The sequence below is a fragment of the Kitasatospora sp. NPDC059673 genome, assembly GCF_042734215.1.
GTDB lineage: Bacteria > Actinomycetota > Actinomycetes > Streptomycetales > Streptomycetaceae > Kitasatospora.
The window spans coordinates 40,270-58,418 of record NZ_JBHWEN010000014.1 but is presented as its reverse complement, the minus strand read 5'-3'; the positions used below and the strand labels follow the sequence as shown (position 1 = coordinate 58,418).

13 protein-coding genes are annotated in these 18,149 nt (G+C 74.3%); 6 read left to right on the top strand and 7 right to left on the bottom strand.

From position 1 onward, the window contains the following. Positions 1–3: 3 nt before the first annotated feature. Positions 4–1,524 (bottom strand): DNA repair protein RadA, encoded by a 1,521-nt coding sequence (gene radA, locus ACFV18_RS18065; RefSeq protein WP_380484242.1) that lies wholly within the window; start codon positions 1,522–1,524, stop codon positions 4–6. 252 nt (positions 1,525–1,776) lie between these two features. On the opposite strand from radA, the gene ACFV18_RS18060 reads away from it, so the two are divergent. Continuing rightward, a complete protein-coding gene (locus ACFV18_RS18060) occupies positions 1,777–3,387 on the top strand; it encodes a hypothetical protein (protein WP_380484240.1) in 1,611 nt (536 codons plus the stop codon). 202 nt (positions 3,388–3,589) lie between these two features. On the opposite strand, the gene ACFV18_RS18055 is transcribed toward ACFV18_RS18060, so the two are convergent. Then, a complete protein-coding gene (locus tag ACFV18_RS18055; RefSeq protein WP_380484237.1) occupies positions 3,590–4,921 on the bottom strand; it encodes a DUF1254 domain-containing protein in 1,332 nt (443 codons plus the stop codon). A 28-nt stretch (positions 4,922–4,949) separates the two neighbouring features. Then, positions 4,950–6,245, bottom strand: a complete 1,296-nt coding sequence (locus tag ACFV18_RS18050) for a DUF1254 domain-containing protein (RefSeq protein ID WP_380484487.1) — start codon at positions 6,243–6,245, stop codon at positions 4,950–4,952. 163 nt (positions 6,246–6,408) lie between these two features. Here ACFV18_RS18050 and ACFV18_RS18045 point away from each other — a divergent pair, with 163 nt between their 5' ends. Next, on the top strand, positions 6,409–7,404 hold the full coding sequence (locus ACFV18_RS18045) for an NAD-dependent epimerase/dehydratase family protein (protein ID WP_380484235.1): 996 nt from the start codon (positions 6,409–6,411) through the stop codon (positions 7,402–7,404). A 380-nt stretch (positions 7,405–7,784) separates the two neighbouring features. Here the strand turns inward: ACFV18_RS18045 and ACFV18_RS18040 are convergent, their stop codons facing one another. Beyond that, positions 7,785–8,867 (bottom strand): family 2 encapsulin nanocompartment cargo protein polyprenyl transferase, encoded by a 1,083-nt coding sequence (locus ACFV18_RS18040; RefSeq protein ID WP_380484233.1) that lies wholly within the window; start codon positions 8,865–8,867, stop codon positions 7,785–7,787. A 125-nt stretch (positions 8,868–8,992) separates the two neighbouring features. Next, on the bottom strand, positions 8,993–10,399 hold the full coding sequence (locus ACFV18_RS18035; protein ID WP_380484231.1) for a family 2B encapsulin nanocompartment shell protein: 1,407 nt from the start codon (positions 10,397–10,399) through the stop codon (positions 8,993–8,995). A 358-nt stretch (positions 10,400–10,757) separates the two neighbouring features. On the opposite strand from ACFV18_RS18035, the gene ACFV18_RS18030 reads away from it, so the two are divergent. Beyond that, positions 10,758–11,831, top strand: a complete 1,074-nt coding sequence (locus ACFV18_RS18030) for an ATP-grasp domain-containing protein (protein ID WP_380484229.1) — start codon at positions 10,758–10,760, stop codon at positions 11,829–11,831. Between the two features lie 15 nt (positions 11,832–11,846). Here the strand turns inward: ACFV18_RS18030 and ACFV18_RS18025 are convergent, their stop codons facing one another. Together ACFV18_RS18025 and ACFV18_RS18020 are read right to left on the bottom strand one after the other, a co-directional pair. Next, positions 11,847–12,383 (bottom strand): methylated-DNA--[protein]-cysteine S-methyltransferase, encoded by a 537-nt coding sequence (locus tag ACFV18_RS18025; RefSeq protein ID WP_380484227.1) that lies wholly within the window; start codon positions 12,381–12,383, stop codon positions 11,847–11,849. Between the two features lie 152 nt (positions 12,384–12,535). Then, positions 12,536–12,760: a hypothetical protein gene (locus ACFV18_RS18020; protein ID WP_380484225.1), complete on the bottom strand. Its 225-nt coding sequence runs from the start codon at positions 12,758–12,760 to the stop codon at positions 12,536–12,538. A gap of 174 nt (positions 12,761–12,934) precedes the next feature. Between ACFV18_RS18020 and ACFV18_RS18015 the strand changes: the two genes are divergently transcribed. From ACFV18_RS18015 to ACFV18_RS18005, 3 genes are all read left to right on the top strand, one after another. Continuing rightward, the gene (locus ACFV18_RS18015; protein WP_380484223.1) at positions 12,935–14,278 is read left to right on the top strand and encodes a chloride channel protein; all 1,344 of its coding nucleotides are present in this window, start codon (positions 12,935–12,937) and stop codon (positions 14,276–14,278) included. 427 nt (positions 14,279–14,705) lie between these two features. Continuing rightward, the gene (gene lanA, locus ACFV18_RS18010; protein WP_380484221.1) at positions 14,706–14,858 is read left to right on the top strand and encodes an SCO0268 family class II lanthipeptide; all 153 of its coding nucleotides are present in this window, start codon (positions 14,706–14,708) and stop codon (positions 14,856–14,858) included. 204 nt (positions 14,859–15,062) lie between these two features. Next, positions 15,063–18,128 (top strand): lantibiotic dehydratase, encoded by a 3,066-nt coding sequence (locus ACFV18_RS18005; RefSeq protein ID WP_380484485.1) that lies wholly within the window; start codon positions 15,063–15,065, stop codon positions 18,126–18,128. Positions 18,129–18,149: the final 21 nt, after the last annotated feature.

Sequence of the window (18,149 nt, the reverse complement as noted above, 5' to 3'; positions counted from 1 at the left end):
GGGTCAGGCCAGTTCGTCCGAGTCGAGCGGCTCCCAGCCCGCCATCAGCTCGTCCGGGTACGCCGGAACCGGCGCGGCGGCGCGCTCCCGGGCGGGGGCCCGGCCGGCCGGGACGCCCTGCGGCGCGGCGTCCTGACGGGGCTTCGAACGGGGGCGGCGGCCGGGGATCGCGCGCAGCGCCTCGCCGATGTCGGAGACCTCCACCACCTTCATGCCCGGCGGCACCTTGCCCGGGTCCGGCGGCACCAGGGCGTGCGTGAACCCGAGCCGGTGCGCCTCGGCGAGCCGGCGCTGAACGCCCGTCACCCGGCGCACCTCGCCGGCCAGGCCGACCTCGCCGATCGCCACCAGGTTGTTCGGCAGCGGCGTGTCGGTCGAGGAGGACGCCACCGCGAGGGCGATCGCCAGGTCCGCCGACGGCTCGGTGAGCTTCACGCCGCCGACAGTGGCGGTGTAGATGTCCTGCTTGCCGAGTTTCACGCCGCCGTGCCGCTCCACCACCGCCAGGATCATCGCGATCCGCGGCGATTCCAGGCCCGAGGTGGTGCGCCGCGGCGAGGGGATCTGCGAGTCGACCATCAGCGCCTGCACCTCGGCCACCAGCGGCCGCTTGCCCTCCAGGGTGACGGTCAGGCAGGTGCCGGCCACCGGCTTGTCACGGCGCGTCAGGAACAGGCCGGACGGGTCGGCGAGGCCCACGATGCCCTCGTCGTGCAGCTCGAAGCAGCCGACCTCGTCGGTCGCCCCGTAGCGGTTCTTCACGCCGCGGATCAGCCGCAGCCGGGCGTGCCGGTCTCCCTCGAAGGACAGCACCACGTCCACCAGGTGCTCCAGCAGGCGGGGGCCGGCGATCTGGCCGTCCTTGGTGACGTGGCCGACCAGCAGGGTCGCCATGCCGCGTTCCTTGGACGCCCGGATCAGCGCGCCCGCCACCTCGCGGACCTGCGCGGGGCCGCCGGGGGCGCCGTCGAGTTCGGCGGAGGCGATGGTCTGCACCGAGTCCAGGATCAGCAGGCCCGGGTTGACCGCCTCGATGTGGCCGAGCACCGCGCCGAGATCCTGCTCGGCGGCCAGGTACAGGTGCTCGGAGAGCGCGTTGATCCGGTCGGCGCGCAGCCGGACCTGCCCGGCGGACTCCTCACCGGTGACGTACAGGGTGCGGTGCCGGTCGGTGGCGGCCTTTGCCGCGACGTCCAGCAGCAGGGTGGACTTGCCGACGCCCGGCTCGCCCGCCAGCAGCACCACGGCGCCCGGCACCAGGCCGCCGCCGAGCACCCGGTCCAGCTCCGGCACGCCGGTGGAGCGGGCGGTGGCCACCTGGCCGTCGACCTGCGCGATCGGCTTGGCCGGCGCGGAGACCGGGCCCGCCGCCGTGGTGCGGATCGGCACCGCGCCGTACTCCTCGACCGTCCCCCACGCGTTGCACTCGGGGCAGCGGCCGACCCACTTGGGTAGCTGGTGGCCGCACTCGGTGCAGCGGTACGCCGGGCGCGGCTTGGCGGAGGTCTTGGTACGGGCAGCCATGCGCGCCACGGTAGCGCCTCGCACCGACAGCACCCGCCCGTGCCCGGCGGGCGGCGGCGTCCGGCGGGCGGCGGTGGGTGGCGGCGTTCGGCGGGCGGCGGGCGGCGGGCGGCGGGCGGCGGGCGGCGTCAACCTGCGGTGTCAACGGCCGGCGTCAACCGGGCGAACACGAGAGCGGTGGTGTTACCCGAAAGAAGGACAAGCGGCCCAAACCCACCGGGCGGAGGGTTTGGGCTGCCTACGGTCGATGACGTGACCACCGGCCAGTTCCACCCCGTCGATCCGTCCCCGGCCCTGCGGGCGTACGGCGCCTGCGTCGACGGGCTGTTCACCTACTGCCTGTCCGTGCTCTGCGACCACGACGCCGCCACCGCGGCCGTGCGGGAGGTCCGTGACCTGGCCCGTCGCCACGGCGAGCGGCTCACCGAACCGGCGCTGCTGCGCGCCTGGCTGTACGCGCTGGCCCGGCACCGCTGCCTGATCCGGCTGAACGGCACCGGCACCCCCGCGGCGGAGGCGCCGTCCGAACCGGGCGTGCTCCGCGAGCGGCGCCGCGAACTCGCCTCGCTGGCCTGGCCGGAGGCGGCCGGCACCGACCCGGAGCAGCGCGAGGCACTGGAACTGGCGGTCCGGCACCGGCTGGAGACCGGGGAGGTCGCGGCGGTGCTCGGCATCACCCCCGAGGCCGCCACCGCGTTGCTGGACGCCGCGGGCGCCGAGGTCGGCCGGACCAGGACGGCGCTGCTGGTGCTCGGCGTGGGCTGCTGCCCGCAGCTGGCGCAACTCGGCGGGGTCGGCGCGGAGTCCTGGCGGGGCTGGGTGCTCGGCGCGGCGCTGCGCCGGGAGCTGGTGCTGCACCTGGTGGACTGCCCGACCTGCCGGGGCACCGCCGAGCGGGTGGCGGGCCAACTCGGGCATGGCCTGGCCGGGCTGCCGGGCCTGCCGCTGCTGACGGCGCCGGCCCGGCTGCGCCCTGCCCCGCCGACCGGCGGCACCGCGTTCCTGTCCGGCGCGGCGGCCGGTCGGCGGGCCGCGCAGGGCCTGGCCGGCGGCGAGCCGCAGTTCGACCGGCGCGGCTTCCCCCGGCACCGGGTGGTGGTACCGCAGCGCAGCTCGGCGGTGCGCCAGCGGGTGGTGACCACGGGCGTGCTGGCGGCGGTGCTGGCCGCGCCGGTGGTGGCGCTGTGGAGCGCGCACCAGGGCGGCGGCCCGGACGACCGGGCAACGGCCGTGTCCTCGGTGCGGGTGGACGCGCCTGCGGACCGCCAGGAGGCACAGCCGGCCGTGGCGCTGCCGCCGGCGGTGAGCTCCCTGCAACTGGCGGGCGCGGTGGCCGCAGAAACGTCCCTGCCGCCGGTTCAAGGTCCGGCGTTGGCGGCGCCCGGGCACGGCGGGTCCCGGTTGTCCGGCCCGGCACCGACCGCCGACCCGGCCGCGCCGTCCGCCGCCCGGGAGCAGTTGACCGTCGAGGCCCGCGAGTACGGCAGCCGCACGGTGCTCACCCTGACCAACTCCGGCGACACCGCGCTGGCCTGGCATGCCGTGCTGGACGTGGACTGGCTGCGGCTCAGCCGGGACGACGGCATCCTCGCACCGGGCCAGCGGATCACCGTCACCGTGACGGTGGACGGGGCCCGCGCCCCGCAGTCCCGGTGGACGGCGCACCTGGCACTGCCGCCGTCCACCGCCGTGGTCACCCTCGAAGGCGGCGGCACCGAGACTCGTGGGATGCCCACACCCGGGACGCCGACGCCGACACCCACACCCACGCCGACACCCACGCCGACACCGACGCCCGACGCCACGCCGTCCTCCACGGGGAGCCCGAGTCCGTCGGCGACGCCCACCGCGTCGCCGTCCTGACGGGGCGCGCGGGGGTACCCCCCGGCCCGGCGGGGCTGGGGGAGAACTGCGCGACAAGCGCAAGACCCGTCCGTAAGGTCGCGATCACGTGCAGGTCATTGTCCTGCGTCGCGATCTGGCTGGGGGGTGCCTTCCGCTTCGCGCAGTTCCCCGCGCCCCGGGTTCGCATCCGCTGCCGTCTCCCGGCCCCAAAAGACTTGCGTCAGCGCGGACGGATCGCCGGGAGGCGGTAGCTGCCGTCGAGGACCGCGTCCTGCGGCTGGTACATCCGCACCATCGGGCGGAAGCCGGAGGACGGGGTGGGCAGCCAGTTGGCGAACTCGGCGGCGTCGGTGGGCTGCCGGTGCTGGAGGTAGAGGGTCAGCGAGCCGTCGGGGGCGTACACCAGGCCGGGGGTGCGGTCGCCGATCGAGTACCGGTCGATGTCGTTGGGGACCAGCAGGTACTCGGGGGTGTCGTACATCGTCACCGACCAGAACGCGCTCACCGGCGGCGGCTGTTCGAAGCGCAGCGTGTACGAGCGGGCGCCGTCCAGCGGGTGGCCGTCGGCGTCGTGGTAGGTGGTGGCGTAGGCGGCCTCGTAGGCGTGGTTGCCCCACAGCGCGGTGCGGGCGGCGACGGCGCGGGTGAGGTAGGTGGCCCGGCGGTCGGCGACCTTCCACTGCGGTTCGTCGCGGGTGCCGGGGCCGAGGTGGTCGAGGTTGTAGTCGAACAGGTGCAGGTTGACGGTCCATTCGCCGGTGGGCTCGACGGTGCCGATGCTCGCGGCCTCGACTCGTTCGCGGCCCGCGGCCAGGCCCTTGGCGAGCGACTGCGTCCACTCGGCGGGGCCGTCCAGGTACGGGGAGCGGCCCCGGTCGAGCAGGCCGATCGGGGCGAAGCGGTGCTGGAACTCGACGTCGGCGGGGGCGGGCGGGAACGCCGCCGTCCACACCCGCAGCCGTTCCAGGAAGCCCAGTTCCTCGGGTACGCCGGTGGCCGGCTCGGGCAGTCCGGCGAGTTCCCGTCCCGTTTCGACCGGGGTGAGCGTCAACTCCCTTTGCAGCGCCCGCACTCGGGGCAGGTCCTCCGGGCCGGCGCAGGCGTGGCGGGCCGCGATCGCCGCCACGGTGGTCGGCGCGGTGATCACCGGCACGCCCTCGGGCGGGGTGCCCCGCCAGTGCGGCGGGGTGATCAGCCAGGTCTGCTCGGCAGTGCCGGACGAACGGCGGCCCAGGTAGGCGAAGTTGTTGGTCCAGGCGTCGATGAACTGCAGCACGTAGTAGGCCCCGGCGGAGTCCGGGACGTGCAGCAACAGCGGGCCGCCGGACAGGTCGAGCAGGGCCACCGAGTACACCGTGTCGTTGTTGATCGACACGAAGTGCGAGTCGGGAGTGGCCAGTTCGGTGCCGTGCCCGAAGGTGTTCCAGGCGGTCGGGGGGACCGGGCCCATGCCCCGCCGGTGGATGGTGTCCACCATGGTCAGGTCGGCGACCAGCGGGTAGCCGTACACGAAGGCCTCGGCGGCCAGCATCTCGGGCGTGGCGTCAACCATGGCGAACGTCCTTTTCTGCTCGGCGGGTTCAGCGGGGAGTGGGGGTCGGCAGCTGCCAACTGCCGTTCAGCAACGCGGGCTCGGGCCCGTACGCGCGCACCACGACCTGGTACGGGCCGGCCGGGGCGGGCAGCCAGTTCGCCAACTCGGCCGGGTCCGTGGGGCGTTCGTGCTGGAGGTACAGCGTCAGCGAGCCGTCGGGGCCGTACACCAGGCCGGGGGTGCGGTCGCCGATCGAGTACCGGTCGATCTCGTTGGGCGCCAACTGCCGTTCCGGGAAGCGGTACATGGTCGCCGACCAGAAGTACTTGGCCGGCGGGAGCTGCCCGGGCCCGAAGCGCAGCACGGTCGGCAGCCGGCCGCCCGCCTCGGACTCCCAACCGCCGTACCAGGCCTCCTCGGTGGGCAGTCCGTACAGGCCGGTGAGCGCGCCGCACGCGCGGTCCAGGTACCGGGTGCCGAGCTGCTCCCGGGTGCCGAACAGGGAGCTGCCGTCGGCCGCGCCCCGGGCCGCCGCGGCCAGTTGCCCGCGGCCGTCCGCCACGCCCGCCAGCATCGCCGACCGGACCTCGGCGGACAGCGCGGCGGGCTCGAAGTCGCCGGAGCCCACGCCGAGTTCGGCCAGCTGCTCGCGCAGTTCGGCTTCGGCGGGCAGGACCGGGACGAAGCCCAGCAGGAAGTCCAGGACGGTGAAGAACTCCAGCGTTCCGAGCACCTCCTCGCCGCGCCACACCGGCCACACCGGCTCGGCCGCCACCGGCCGCGGGGTGCCCAGGTGCTCGCTGAGCGGCATCAGCCGGTACCCGGCCTGCACCCGTTGCAGCGCCGGCACGTCGGCGGGCCCGGCCAGGTACGTCCGGGCGACGATGCCCACCAGGTTGGTGTCCGTCCGCACCACCCCGTCGAAGCCGGCCGGCGGATCGGCCCGGTGGCCGGGGCCGGAGATCAGGTGGCGGCCGCCGCCGTTGCCGGTGGTCCGGGTGCCGATGAAGCCCGCGTACACGGTGTCCAGGTCGTGCACCGGCAGCACGTGGTACCGGTCGGTGGCGGGCACCTCCAGTACCCACGGCTCGGCCCGCAGGTCGAGCCACGCCCAGGAGTACGGCGTGTCGTTGTTCGGCGTCACCACGTCCGTGTCGGCGGGGGTGAACGGACGCGAGTGGTGCCGGAACACTCCGAAACCCCCGATGTACCGGGGGTCCGCCTCGTCGATCGCCTGCGGGTGCAGCGTCGCGTAGTTCGCCAGCATCGGGTAGCCCCGGATCCACGCCTGCGCCGCCGTCCGCCGGACCGCCGCCGGATCCAGCCTGGCCGGGCCGCCCATGCCGTCCACCCATCTTCCGCAAAAGGGATCATTCAGACATACCGGTACACCGGGGATGCTATGCGGCCGCCGCCCGACCTGCGCCCCGACCCTCCGACGCTTTCTCCTCTGCCTGCAGCTAAGAGTGCGGATGACCGGCCGTCGGAGCGGACACGCTCTTCCCATGGACATCCTTCTGCTCGGCGGTTCCAAGTTCCTCGGCCGCGCCTACGCCGCCGAGGCACTCGCCCGCGGCCACCGCGTCACCACCTTCAACCGCGGTGTCAGCCGCACCGACCTGCCCGGCGTCGAGGCCGTCCACGGCGACCGCACCTCGCTCGACGACCTGCACCGGCTGGTGGACGGCCGACAGTGGGACGCGGTGATCGACACCTCCGGCCAGCAGCCGCACGACGTCGCCACCACCGCCCGGCTGCTCCGCGACCGGGCTGGCCACTACGGCTTCGTCTCCTCCATCCACGCCTTCGCCGACTGGCCCGCCCTCCCGGTGGACGCCGGCTCCCCCACCCTCGAATGCGCCGGCGACGTCGGACCGGACCAGCCGTTCGCCAACGCCCTCAAGGCCGGCTGCGAACGCGCCCTGCTCGACAACTTCGGCCCCGCGACGATTCTCAACTGCGGCCTGCTGATCGGCCCCCACGAGCCGATCGGCCGCCTGCCCTGGTGGCTCGACCGGATCGCCCGCGGCGGCCGCGTCCTCGCCCCCGGCGCCCCCGAGAACCCGCTCAGCCTGATCGACGCCCGGGACTTCGCCGCGTTCGGCCTCGACCTCGCCGAGACGGGGGCGACGGGGCGGTACGTGACCACCTCGCCGATCGGGTCGGCGACGACGGGGGAGTTCCTGGAGGCGTGCCGCGCCGCGACCGGATCGGACGCGGAGTTCGTCTGGACGGCCGACGACACCCTGCTCGCCGCGGAGGTCGCGCCCTGGGTGGAGCTCCCGCTCTGGGCCCCCGTGACCGACGGCTGGCACGGCACCTGGCAGGCGGACCCGGCGACGGCGATGGCGGCGGGGCTGCGGATCCGGCCGCTCGCGGAGACGGTTCGCGACACGTGGGCCTGGCTGGAGGGCGGCGGGCGCGCGGAGGTGGCCTACCGGCAGCTGGACACGCCGTTGGGGATCGACCCGGCGAAGGAAGAGGCGCTGTTGGGAGGATGAACATCCGGGGGCGCGGGGACTTGCGGGCGGCAAGGAGTGCACGCCGGCTGGGTCGCGATCACGTGCAAGTCATTGTCCTGCGTCGCGATCTCGCGGTTGAGTGCCTACCGCTTCGCGCAGTTCTCCCCCCAGCCCTGGCGGGCCGGGAGGTACCCCCACGCGCCCCTGTCTTCGCACCCGCCTGCTAGGGCCTGTCCGGCCGATCTTGCCGGGCGCGCGACGCCGGATCATCCCTCCCCCAGCCCTGGCGGGCTGGGAGGTGCCCCCACGGACGCACCGCCGAAACATCCAAGTACACCCAGTACGAGGACGTTCCGGCGGCACGCCCAGCCGGGCGCCCGACCCCGCGCGCTGATCCGACAAGATCGGCCGGACAGGCCCTAGTAGCTGCGGCGGGTCACCAGTTCTGCCAGGGCGAGGAGTTCGTCGGTGGCGGTCGGGTCCGGGATGGCCGCGGCGAGGTGGCTGATGGCTGTGGCCATCCGTTCGCAGCTCTCGCCCTGGGCCCAGGCGCGGCCGCCCGCGTGGTCGACGGCGGTGGCGGCGGCCTCGAGTTCGGTGGGGCTGAGGGGGCGGCCGGAGGCGTAGAGCGCGGCGAGTTCGGCGCCGGCCGTGGTGCCGGAGGAGAGCGCGTGGACGACCGGCAGGGACTTCTTGCGGGCGGCGAGGTCCGCGCCGACGGGCTTGCCGGTGACCGCGGGGTCGCCCCAGATGCCGATCAGGTCGTCGATCAGCTGGAAGGCGAGGCCGATCTCGCGGCCGAAGGCGTCCATCGCGTCGGCGGTGGCGGCGTCCGCGCCCGCGTACAGGGCGCCGAGTGCGCACGCGCAGCCGAGCAGGGCGCCGGTCTTGCTCTCGGCCATGGCGAGGCATTCGGCGAGGGTGACGTCGGAGCGCTGTTCGAAGGAGCAGTCGGCCTGCTGTCCGGCGCAGAGTTCGACCACGCAGTCGGCGAGGCGCCGGACGGCGGCCGCGGCGGCGGGGTGGGAGTCCTCGGCGAGGACCCGCAGGGCGAGCGAGTGCATGGCGTCGCCGGCCAGGATCGCGCCGGTGGTGCCGAACACCCGCCAGGCGGTGGGGCGGTGGCGGCGGGTGTGGTCGCGGTCGAGGACGTCGTCGTGCAGCAGGGTGAAGTTGTGCACGAGTTCGACGGCGGCGGCGGCCCGGACGGCGTCCTGCGGGCGGCCGCCGACGGCCTGGGTGGCGGCGAGCACCAGGGCGGGACGGATCGCCTTGCCGGCGCCGGCCGCGCTCGGGGTGCCGTCGGACTCCAGCCAGCCGAAGTGGTAGCCGGCGATCTGCCGCATCGAGTCCGGGAGGGTGTCCACGGCGTCGCGCAGGGCCGGGTCCACCGCGGTGCGGGCCCGGCCGAGCAGGGCGAGCGCCTCGGCGGTGGCCGAGGCGTCCGCGACGAGCAGGGTGTCCTCGCTGTGCTGTCCGCGTTCGGACACGGTGATGGCCATGGTGAGTCCTCCCCCTGGGCCCGCCCCGGGTGCGGGGCGCGGCGGATCTCCGCGGCGGCCGAGTGCCGGCGCGGTCGGCGGGCCGGCCCGGAACGGCGGGCCCGCCGCGCGGTCGGTCGGGCCGGTCAGTCGTGCCAGTTGGCGACGTCCACGTTCTCCAGCACGCCGATGGCGTCCGGGACGAGGATCGCGGCCGAGTAGTAGGCGCTGACCAGGTAGGAGATGACCGCCTTCTCGTCGATCCCCATGAAGCGGACGTTCAGCCCGGGCTCGACCTCGTCGGGCAGCTTGCCGGGGCGGAGGCCGACCACGCCTTGGTTGTCGTCCCCGACGCGCATCGCCAGGATCGAGGTGGAGCCGTTCACCACCGGGATCTTGTTGCAGGTGAAGATCGGGACGCCGCGCCAGGTGGGCACCGTCCTGCCGTCCACCTGCACCGTCTCCGGGTACAGGCCGCGGCGGTTGCACTCGCGGCCGAAGGCGGCGATCGCCTTCGGGTGGGCGAGGTAGAACTTGGTGCTGCGGCGGCGGCAGAGCAGCTCGTCCATGTCGTCGGGGGTGGGCGGGCCGGAGTGGGTCTGGATCCGCTGGCTGTACTCGGCGTTGGTCAGCAGGCCGAACTCCGGGTTGTTGACCAGCTCGTGCTCCTGGCGTTCGCGCAGCGCCTCGATGGTCAGCCGCAGCTGGTGCTCGGTCTGGTCCATCGGCTTGTTGTAGAGGTCGGCGACCCGGCTGTGCACCCGCAGCACCGTCTGGGCGACGCTCAACTCGTACTCGCGGGGCGCGAGTTCGTAGTCCACGAAGGCGGTGGGCAGGTCGTACTCGCCCTCGTGGCCGGCCGACATGCCGATCTCCGCCTCGCCCTTGCGGTTCTGCGGGAGCCGGGAGTCCGCGACGTGGGCGAGGATGTGGTCGCGCAGCGCCTGGGAACGGTCCGCGAGTTCCTGGAAGGCCGGCCAGGACAGCACCATGACCGTTCCGGCGGTGGCCGCCTTGACGCTGTAGGGCCAGCGGCGGTCGGCGACGGTGAGCGCCTCGTCGCCGATGTGGTCGCCGTCGGCGAAGGTGCCGAGCACGGTGGCGTCGCCGTACCGGCCGGTGCCGATCTTGTCGACCTTGCCGTGCGCGACCAGGTACACCTCGTCGATCTCGCGGCCCTGCTCGATCAGCAACTCCCCTGCCGCGAAGTCCCGTTGGACGAACCGGCCGGCCAGCTCGGTGAGCAGCCCGTCATCCTCGAAGCCGCGCAGCACCGGCACCTCGCGGAGCGTGGGCGGGACGACGGACACCTGCCGGCCGGTCTGCACGAAGCTCACCCGGCCCCGGCCCACCGCGTACGACAGCCGCCGGTTCACCCGGTAGGTGCCGCCGGAGACCTCCACCCAGGGCAGGGCGCGCAGCAGCCAGCGGTTGCTGATCTCCTGCATCTGCGGGGCCGACTTGGTGGTCGACGCGAGGTTCTTCGCGGCCGCCACCGAGAGGCTGCTCTGCGGCCTCGACTGGGTGATTTCGGCGGTGGTTTCGGTCGTCATGTCCGAGGGGCCTCGTGATCGCATCGACGGCGGTTTGCGGCAACCATGCTGACGGTCGGTCAGGTCGCGCGGCAATCACTCGTGCGAGTGAATCAGGTGTGCGAGCCGAATGGTGCGACCAGCGCACTGGATCGATCATCGTTCGATCCGCGCGAGCCTCCCGGCGCCCTTCCGCGCGCCCCGAACTACCCCTCCGGACAGCGGATTTCGAGACGTCCGCACAGCTCACCGCCCCGTTGTTCGAATCGCTCCGGAACAGCGCTAAGGTGGCCCCACACCGCGTGGTGACCGCCGCCACAGCGCAGGCGGACCGGTCGGTGACCTCCCATTGCCACGCCCTCCTCCGGGGAGACCTTCCGTGACCGCGCCCGCCCGCGTCTGGCTGAACCGCACCTACGCCGAGAACGTCTTCTTCATCGAGCTGCTGCGGTCCGCGCCGCGCCCGGTGCACGTCCTGGCCACCCACATCGACCCCGACTCGCCGGTGCTTGCCGCCGCCGACCTCGGGCTGCTGGAACCGGACCGGCTCTCCGCCGAGAGTTATGTGGAATTCGCGCTGGAATTCTGCGCCCGTCACCAGGTGGACGTATTCCTGCCCCGGCTGCACCAGTTGGCGATATCGCTGCGCCGCCGCGAATTCGAGGCGCTCGGCACCGCGCTGATCTGCCCGCCCGCGCCCGCCATCGCCCTGTTCGCCAGCAAGGCGGAGGGCTATCGCGCCCTCGACGCCGCCGGACTGCCCACCCCGCTGTGGCGGCACGCCGACACCGCGGCCCAACTGCTGCTCGCCGTCGAGGAGATCGAGGCCACCGGCGCCCCTGCCTGCCTGAAGCCCGCGAGCGGTGCCGGCGGCGAGGGCTTCAGGATCCTCACCCGCGAACCCTTCGGCCTCCACCGGCTCGCCGGGTACGTCGATGCCCGGGTCCAACTCGACCAGGTACTCGCCGCGTTGAGGTCCTCCACCGCGCCCGCCGACCTGCTGGTGATGCCCTACCTGAATGGCCCCGAGGTGTCGGTGGACTGCCTCGCCGACCAGGACGGGCAGCTGCTGGCCGCCGTCGGCCGCACCAAGCAGGGCCGCCGGCGCAGCTTCACCGCCGAGCCCCGCTACCTGGAGCCGGCCCGCCGGCTGGTCGAGCAGTTCGGCGTCGGGCACCTGTCCAACGTCCAGTTCCGGCACGAGGCGGGCGGCCGGCCGGTGATCCTCGACATCAACACCCGGCCGTCCGGCGGGCTGCACCAACTCCGGCTCTGCGGGCTCAACTTGCCTTCAGCGGCCCTTGAACTCGCGCTGGGTTCACGGCCGTTGCTGCCTGCTGTGGACGAACTCGCGCTCGGTGACTACACCTTGGTGTCGGGCATTAAGGCGGTCCTGCCGCGCCAGGCCGCGGCTCCCGCGCTGGAGCGGATCGACGGGGCGCTGCTGCGATAGCCCGCGCCGTACGGATCAGTCCGCCGGCCCCGACCAGTCCAGGGTCGGGGGCAGCACGCCCTCCAGGGTGAGCAGCCACCGCTTCACCTCCACCCCGTGCCACGCCCCACCGAAACCGCCCAGCCCGTCGGCCGCCACCACCCGATGGCACGGCACCAGCAGCGGCAGCGGGTTGGCCCCCATCATCTGCCCGACCGTCCGGGCCGGGATCCCCGGCTCGGACAGTTCTTCGAACACCCCGCTACGGGTGGCGAGTTCGCCGTACGTGATGGTGCGGCCGTAGGCCACCTCGGTCAACAGGCAACGGAGCACCGCCAGTTGGGGCCCGCTGGCGAACCGCCAGTCGATCGGCAGCTCCAACTCCCGCCGCCGCCCCGCGAAGTACTCCCCCACCCGGGCCTCCACCAGCGCCCGCTTGCGCGGATCCCCGCACTCCGGCACCCCCACCGGCCGCCCCGCGAACACCTCCCCCGCGTACGTCACCGCCGCCACACCGTCCGCCGTCACCCCGAACTTCATCGCCCCACTCGGCAAGGGCGTGGCAACGGTCACCCACGACAGCTCCATGCCGCCAACCTACCGGCTTCAGGAAACGGCGGGTGCGAAACCAGGGCGCGGGAGTACCACAGCCTTCGGCTTCGCCCGGGAGCACCCCCGGCGCCCCCGGGTTCGTGCCCACCTGCTGTCGCACCGTGGGCGTCGGGTCAGAGGTGGTCGCGGAGGTAGTCCGCCAGGTTGTGGCACCAGGTGGCGAGTTCGGCGCGGTCCGGGGGGTCGCCGCCGGAGAGGGCGGCGGTCGCGGGGGCGGGGAGTTGGCCGGTCGCGGCGAGGCGGGAAAGGCCGGAGAGGACACCGGCGAGCCGTTCGGCGTCGGTGTGGCTGAGCATCACGAGTGCGTCGGTGTGGCCGATGGTCATGGAGCCGGGCATCGGGTTCTCCTCGGGTCGGTCCCCCCGGGTGGCTGCCCCCTTTTGTCCACGGTACGACCGGTGCGGTGGGCCCGCGCGAGCGCCGCTCGCCCGTTCGGCGCGCCCGGATGGCCGGGGGTGGCGGGCGGCAGGACGGTCGGAGGAGGTGTGTGCGGGTGAGGCAGGGGAGCGCAGATGGCAGAGCAGGCGACGCCCGGGATCCGTGAGTTGCTCCGCAGTCCCGGTTACCTGCGGTTGCTGCTGGTGTCCGCGCTGGTGGGTGTGCCGGTCTCGCTGGCGGCGTTCGGGTTCGTGAGCCTGGAGCACGAGTTGCAGCACTGGGTGTGGGAGTCGGCGCCGGTGGCGTTGGGGTACGGGCGGGCGCCGTGGTGGTGGCCGTTGCCGGCCTTGGCGTTGGCGGGTCTGTTGCTGGCGCCGATCGTGACCCGGATGCCGGGGCGGGGCGGGCACGTGCCGGTGCACGGGCTGGGCGGACCGCCGACGCTGCCGGTGGAGGTGCCCTCGGTGGTGCTGGCGGCGCTGGCGGCGCTGCCGCTGGGTGCGGTGCTCGGTCCGGAGGCGCCGCTGATGGCGCTGGGCAGTGGCCTGGCGCTGCTGGCGGTGGGCCGGGCGCGGCCGGAGGCGAGTCCGTTGCTGATGCCGATGCTGGGTGCGGCCGGCTCGACCGCGGCGATCTCGACGATCTTCGGGAGTCCGCTGGTGGCGGCGGTGCTGATGATCGAGGCGGCGGGTCTGGGCGGGCCGCAGCTGACGCTGCTGCTGTTGCCGTGTCTGCTGTCGTCGGGGGTCGGCGCGCTGATGTTCACCGGATTCGGGCACTGGACGGGGCTGACGATCGGGGCGCTGCGGCTGCCGGAGGTGCCGAAGGCGTCGCTGCCGGATGCGGCGGATTTCCTGTGGGGGGTGCCGCTGGCGATGGTGGTCGCGGTGCTGATGGTCGCGGGGCAGACGCTGGGCCAGCGGTTCGCGGCGTTCACGGCGCAGCGCACGGCGGTGCGGACGGTGATCTGTGCGGTGCTGGTGGGTCTGTGTGTGACGGGGTACGCGGTGACGACGGGCCGGTCGCCGGAGGAGGCGGCGCTGTCGGGGCAGGCGACGCTGGGGCAGTTGGCGGCGGATCCGCAGGCGTGGTCGGTGGGGGCGCTGCTGGCGCTGGTGGTGTTCAAGGGGTTGGGCTGGGGGGTGGCGCTGGGGTCGCTGCGGGGTGGGCCGATCTTTCCGGCGGTGCTGCTGGGCGCGGCGCTCGGGGTGGCGGTGGGCGGGTTGCCGGGGCTGGGGGTGGCGGCGGGCCTGGCGGCGGGGTTGGCGGCGAGCACTGCGGCGGTGACCCGGTTGCCGGTGACGAGCACGGTGCTGGCGGCGGCGCTGCTGGGTGATCAGGCGGCGAATTCGCTGCCGTTGGTGATCGTCTGCGTGGTGGTGTCCTTCCTCACCGCGTCGTTCGTGCACCGGGTGACGGCGGACGCTTCACAGGGGCGGTCGGACTCGTCGCGGGCGGCCGGCGGGGCGACCGACTGATCGGTTGCCGGCCGCCGGGCGGCGAAGTTTGAGTCAAAACGATGAACCTTCGTCGAACCGGTCATGGACTCCTGTCGCACCGGCCACACCGCTCTCCCTCCCACCACCCGGGAGCAGGAGTGTTCATCGTTTTCACTACTGAAACCTGACCGCTCGCGAACAAGTCGGAAATGGACAAGGTGCGTACCCGCCCGGTCGGGCCCGGCCGACCGGCCGATCGCCGAGGAACCGCAGGTGGCACGGGCCGTGAGGGCGGCCGGCGGCCGCCCGGCGGGCAGGCGCCGACAGGTTGGCCAGGAGAGCACTCACCACATGGTGGGAAGCCGGGAAAAGTTGACCTCGGCGCCGAAAGCGAACCCCCGTTCGCAGCCGGCGCTCCGGCCGGGACACCGTTCCGGCCGAACCGACGAGCCCTCTGGAGGGGAACATGCGTAACGAGATCCTCGTGCAGCAGGACAGCGACCTCGACCTCGACCTTCGCATCGCGGAGGTCTCGGAGGAGACCCAGGCGTTCGGCCAGGGCACCTACACCTCCCCGAGCAGCTACGCCATCGGCACCCGCTGCCCCACCTGCTGCTGACGTCACGTCGGTAGACCACTTGCGCGGGGCGGGCTGCGGCCCGCCCCGCGTTCTTCGTTTCCGCAGATTCCCGCAGATTCCCGCAGATTCCCGCCGGTGCCCGCCGATGCCTGCGGACGCCCGCCGTTTCCGACCGTGAGGGACACCACGAACGTGCGACCTGAGCAGGACCTGTTCGAGATCCGCGAGCCGGTGCTGGTGCGGATGGCCAGCACGCCCCGGACCGGCGCCGAGGCCCGGATCGACCCGGACGACCCTGTCCCAGGGGTGCGCCGACTGGCCGCGAACCCGCTGCTGCGGCAGGCCGTCGAGGTCGCCAGCGGCAGCCTCGCGCTCAGCCTGCAGCGCCTCGGCGAGCCCGACGGCGCGGCCGCGCTCGGCCGCAAGCGGACCGTCAGCGCCGCCCGCACCCTGACCCGCTACGCCCGCCGCTCGGGCGGCCGGCCCACCCCGTTCGGCCTGTTCGCGGGCGTCGGCCGGGCGAGCTTCGGGGCCGCCGCGAAGTCCTCGCCCGCCGGGGCCGGCCAGGTCCGGGTGCGGCTGGACGGCGGCTGGCTGCACCGCCGGGTGCTGGCCTGGCTGGCCGTGCCGGAGGTCCGCCGCCGGGTCGAGGTGGTGCTGGACGACCTGTCCGTGCTGCGTGACGGCCGCCTGCTGCGGCACACCGGCGAACGCGAGCTCTCGGTGCGGGACAACGCGCTGGTGGCCCGGGTGCGCGAACTGGCGGCCCGGCCGGTCGGGTACGCCGCGCTGCTGGACGACCTGACCGGGCGCTTCCCGCAGCTGCCCGCCGAACGGATCGACGCGCTGCTGGCCGGACTCGTCCAGCACGGTTTCCTGCTGACCTCGCTGACCCCGCACCGGATCGACGACGCCCTGCTGACCCGGATCGAGTCCGCCGTCGAAGGGGCGGTGCCCGGCGCCGCCGAGGGGCTGCGCGCCGTCCGCGCCGCTGCGGCCGTCCATGAGCGCGACCGGCCCGGCGAGGGGCTGGAGTCCTGGCGGGCGCTGCTGCGCGAGGTCCGGGCGCTCGACCCGCAGGACCGGGCCGGGGAGCGGCCGCCCGTCCAGGTGGATCTGCGGATGCCCACCGATCTGGTGCTGCCCGAGGCGATCGGCGAGGAGGTGCGCCGGTACGCCGCCGCGATCTGGGCGATCACGCCCGAGTGGACCTCGCTGGAGCACCTGCGCGACTACCGGGAGCGGTTCGTGGAGCGCTACGGCACCGCGAGCGCCGTCCCGCTCGGCGACCTCGCCGACCCGCACCGCGGCCTCGGCCTGCCGTCCGAGTACGGCGGCGCGCTGCCCACGCACTCGCGGTCCGGGCCCGGCGACGACGCCGACCGCTCGCGCCGCAACGCCGTCGCCGAGCTCGTCCAGCAGGCCGTCATGTCCGGCCGGGACCTGGTGCTGGACGACGCCGACATCGCCCGGCTCGCCGACGCCGCCGGCCACACCCCGGGCAGCAGCCGCCCGCCGCGCACCCTGGAACTCTGCTTCCAGCTGCTCGCCGACTCCACCGACGCCCTCGACCGCGGCGAGTTCCTGCTGCTCGGCAGCCCGCACATCGGCTCCTGGACGGCCGGCGCCACCGCCGGCCGGTTCGCCGACCTGGCCGGGCTGACGGACGGCCTCGCCGCGCTCGCCGCCGGGCCCGACGAGTCCGCCGGGTCCCCCGAGAACGCAGTGCTGCCCGTCCAGGTCGAACTGGCCCCGCGCGACCCGCGCTCGCTGAACATCGTCCAGGTGCCGCAGCTGCTGCCGCACCGCCTGCCGATCGGGGTACCCGCCGACCGCGGCGACCCGCACTGCCTGGACTGGCGCACCCTGCTGGTCGCCGCCGGCGAGGACGGGCTGCGCCTGCTGCACCCGGAGACCGGCCGCCAGGTCGTCCCGGTCTTCCCGCACATGCTCGCCCTGGACGGGCAGGCCCCGCCGGTCGCCCGCTTCCTGTCCGACCTGGCCGCCGCCCGCCCCCGGGTGTGGTCCGGCTGGGACTGGGCGGGCCTGGACACCCTGCCCTACCTGCCCGCCGTCCGTTACGGCCGCGTCCTCACCACCCCGCGCCGCTGGCTGCCCGGCCGCCGCCTGCGCGACGCCGCCCGCACCGCCGGGCCGGCCGCCTGGGCACAGGGCCTGCGCGAGTGGCGCGAACGCTTCCGGGTGCCCGACCGGCTGCAGATCGCCAGCAACGACCGGATGTTCCCGATCGACCTGCGCGAGACCTGGGACGCCGAGCTGCTGCGCGCCGAACTCACCGCCCCCGAACCGCGGTTCCAGCTCTACCAGGACCTCACCGCGGACGGCGCCGGCCTCGGCTGGAACCACGGCCACAGCACCGAGATCGTCGTCCCGCTGTTCCGCGCCCCCGCGCCGGAACCCGCCGCCGACGAGCACCCGCCGCTCGCCAGGTCGGCGCTGCGCCTCACCCCGACCGCCGTCCATCTGCCCGGCGAGGACTGGCTGTTCGTCAAGCTGTACGCCGACCCGTCGGCGCACGAGACGCTGCTCGCCGACCATCTGCCCGCGCTGCTCGCCGACTTCGGCGAGGACATCGACCGCTGGTTCTTCCTGCGCTACCGCGACCCCGAACCGCACCTGCGGCTGCGCCTGCACGGCGACCCCACCGTCCTGAACGGCCGGGTGCTGCCCGCGCTCGGCCGCCGCGTCCGGCAGCTGATCGGCACCGGCGCGCTGCGCACCATGGCGCTGGACGTGTACCGGCCGGAGACCGACCGCTACCTCGGGCCGGACGCCCAGCAGGCCGCCGAGGAGCTGTTCCTGACCGACAGCCAGTCCGCCGTCCTCCAGTTGCAGGCCCGCCGCGCCGGAGCGGCCGCCGTGCCGGACGAGGTGCTGGCCGCCGTCGGCCACGCCGTGCTGCTGGACTCGCTCGGCGACTGGGACTGGTGCGGCTGGGCCGACCACCTGTTCACCAAGGGCCCCGACCACCAGGTCTACCAGCGCCACCGCGCCCTGACCGACCGGCTGATCCGCCCCGGCGACGCCGCCCGGCACGCCGCCGAACTGCTCGGCGTCCCCGCCCTGGGCACACTCTGGACGGACTCCCCCGCGCCGCGCGCCTTCGGCCGGCTGCTGCTGGCCGCGCCCGAGGCCGACCGCGACGAGGCGCTGATGTCGCTGCTGCACATGCGCCACAACCGCCTGTTCGGCACCGACCCGGCCGCCGAGGCCCGCGGCTACGCCGTCCTGCGCGGCGCGGCCCGCGCCCTGCTGGGCCGCCGGGCCCACGCGGGCGGCACCTCGTGACGCCCCGCCACCGCCGCCCCG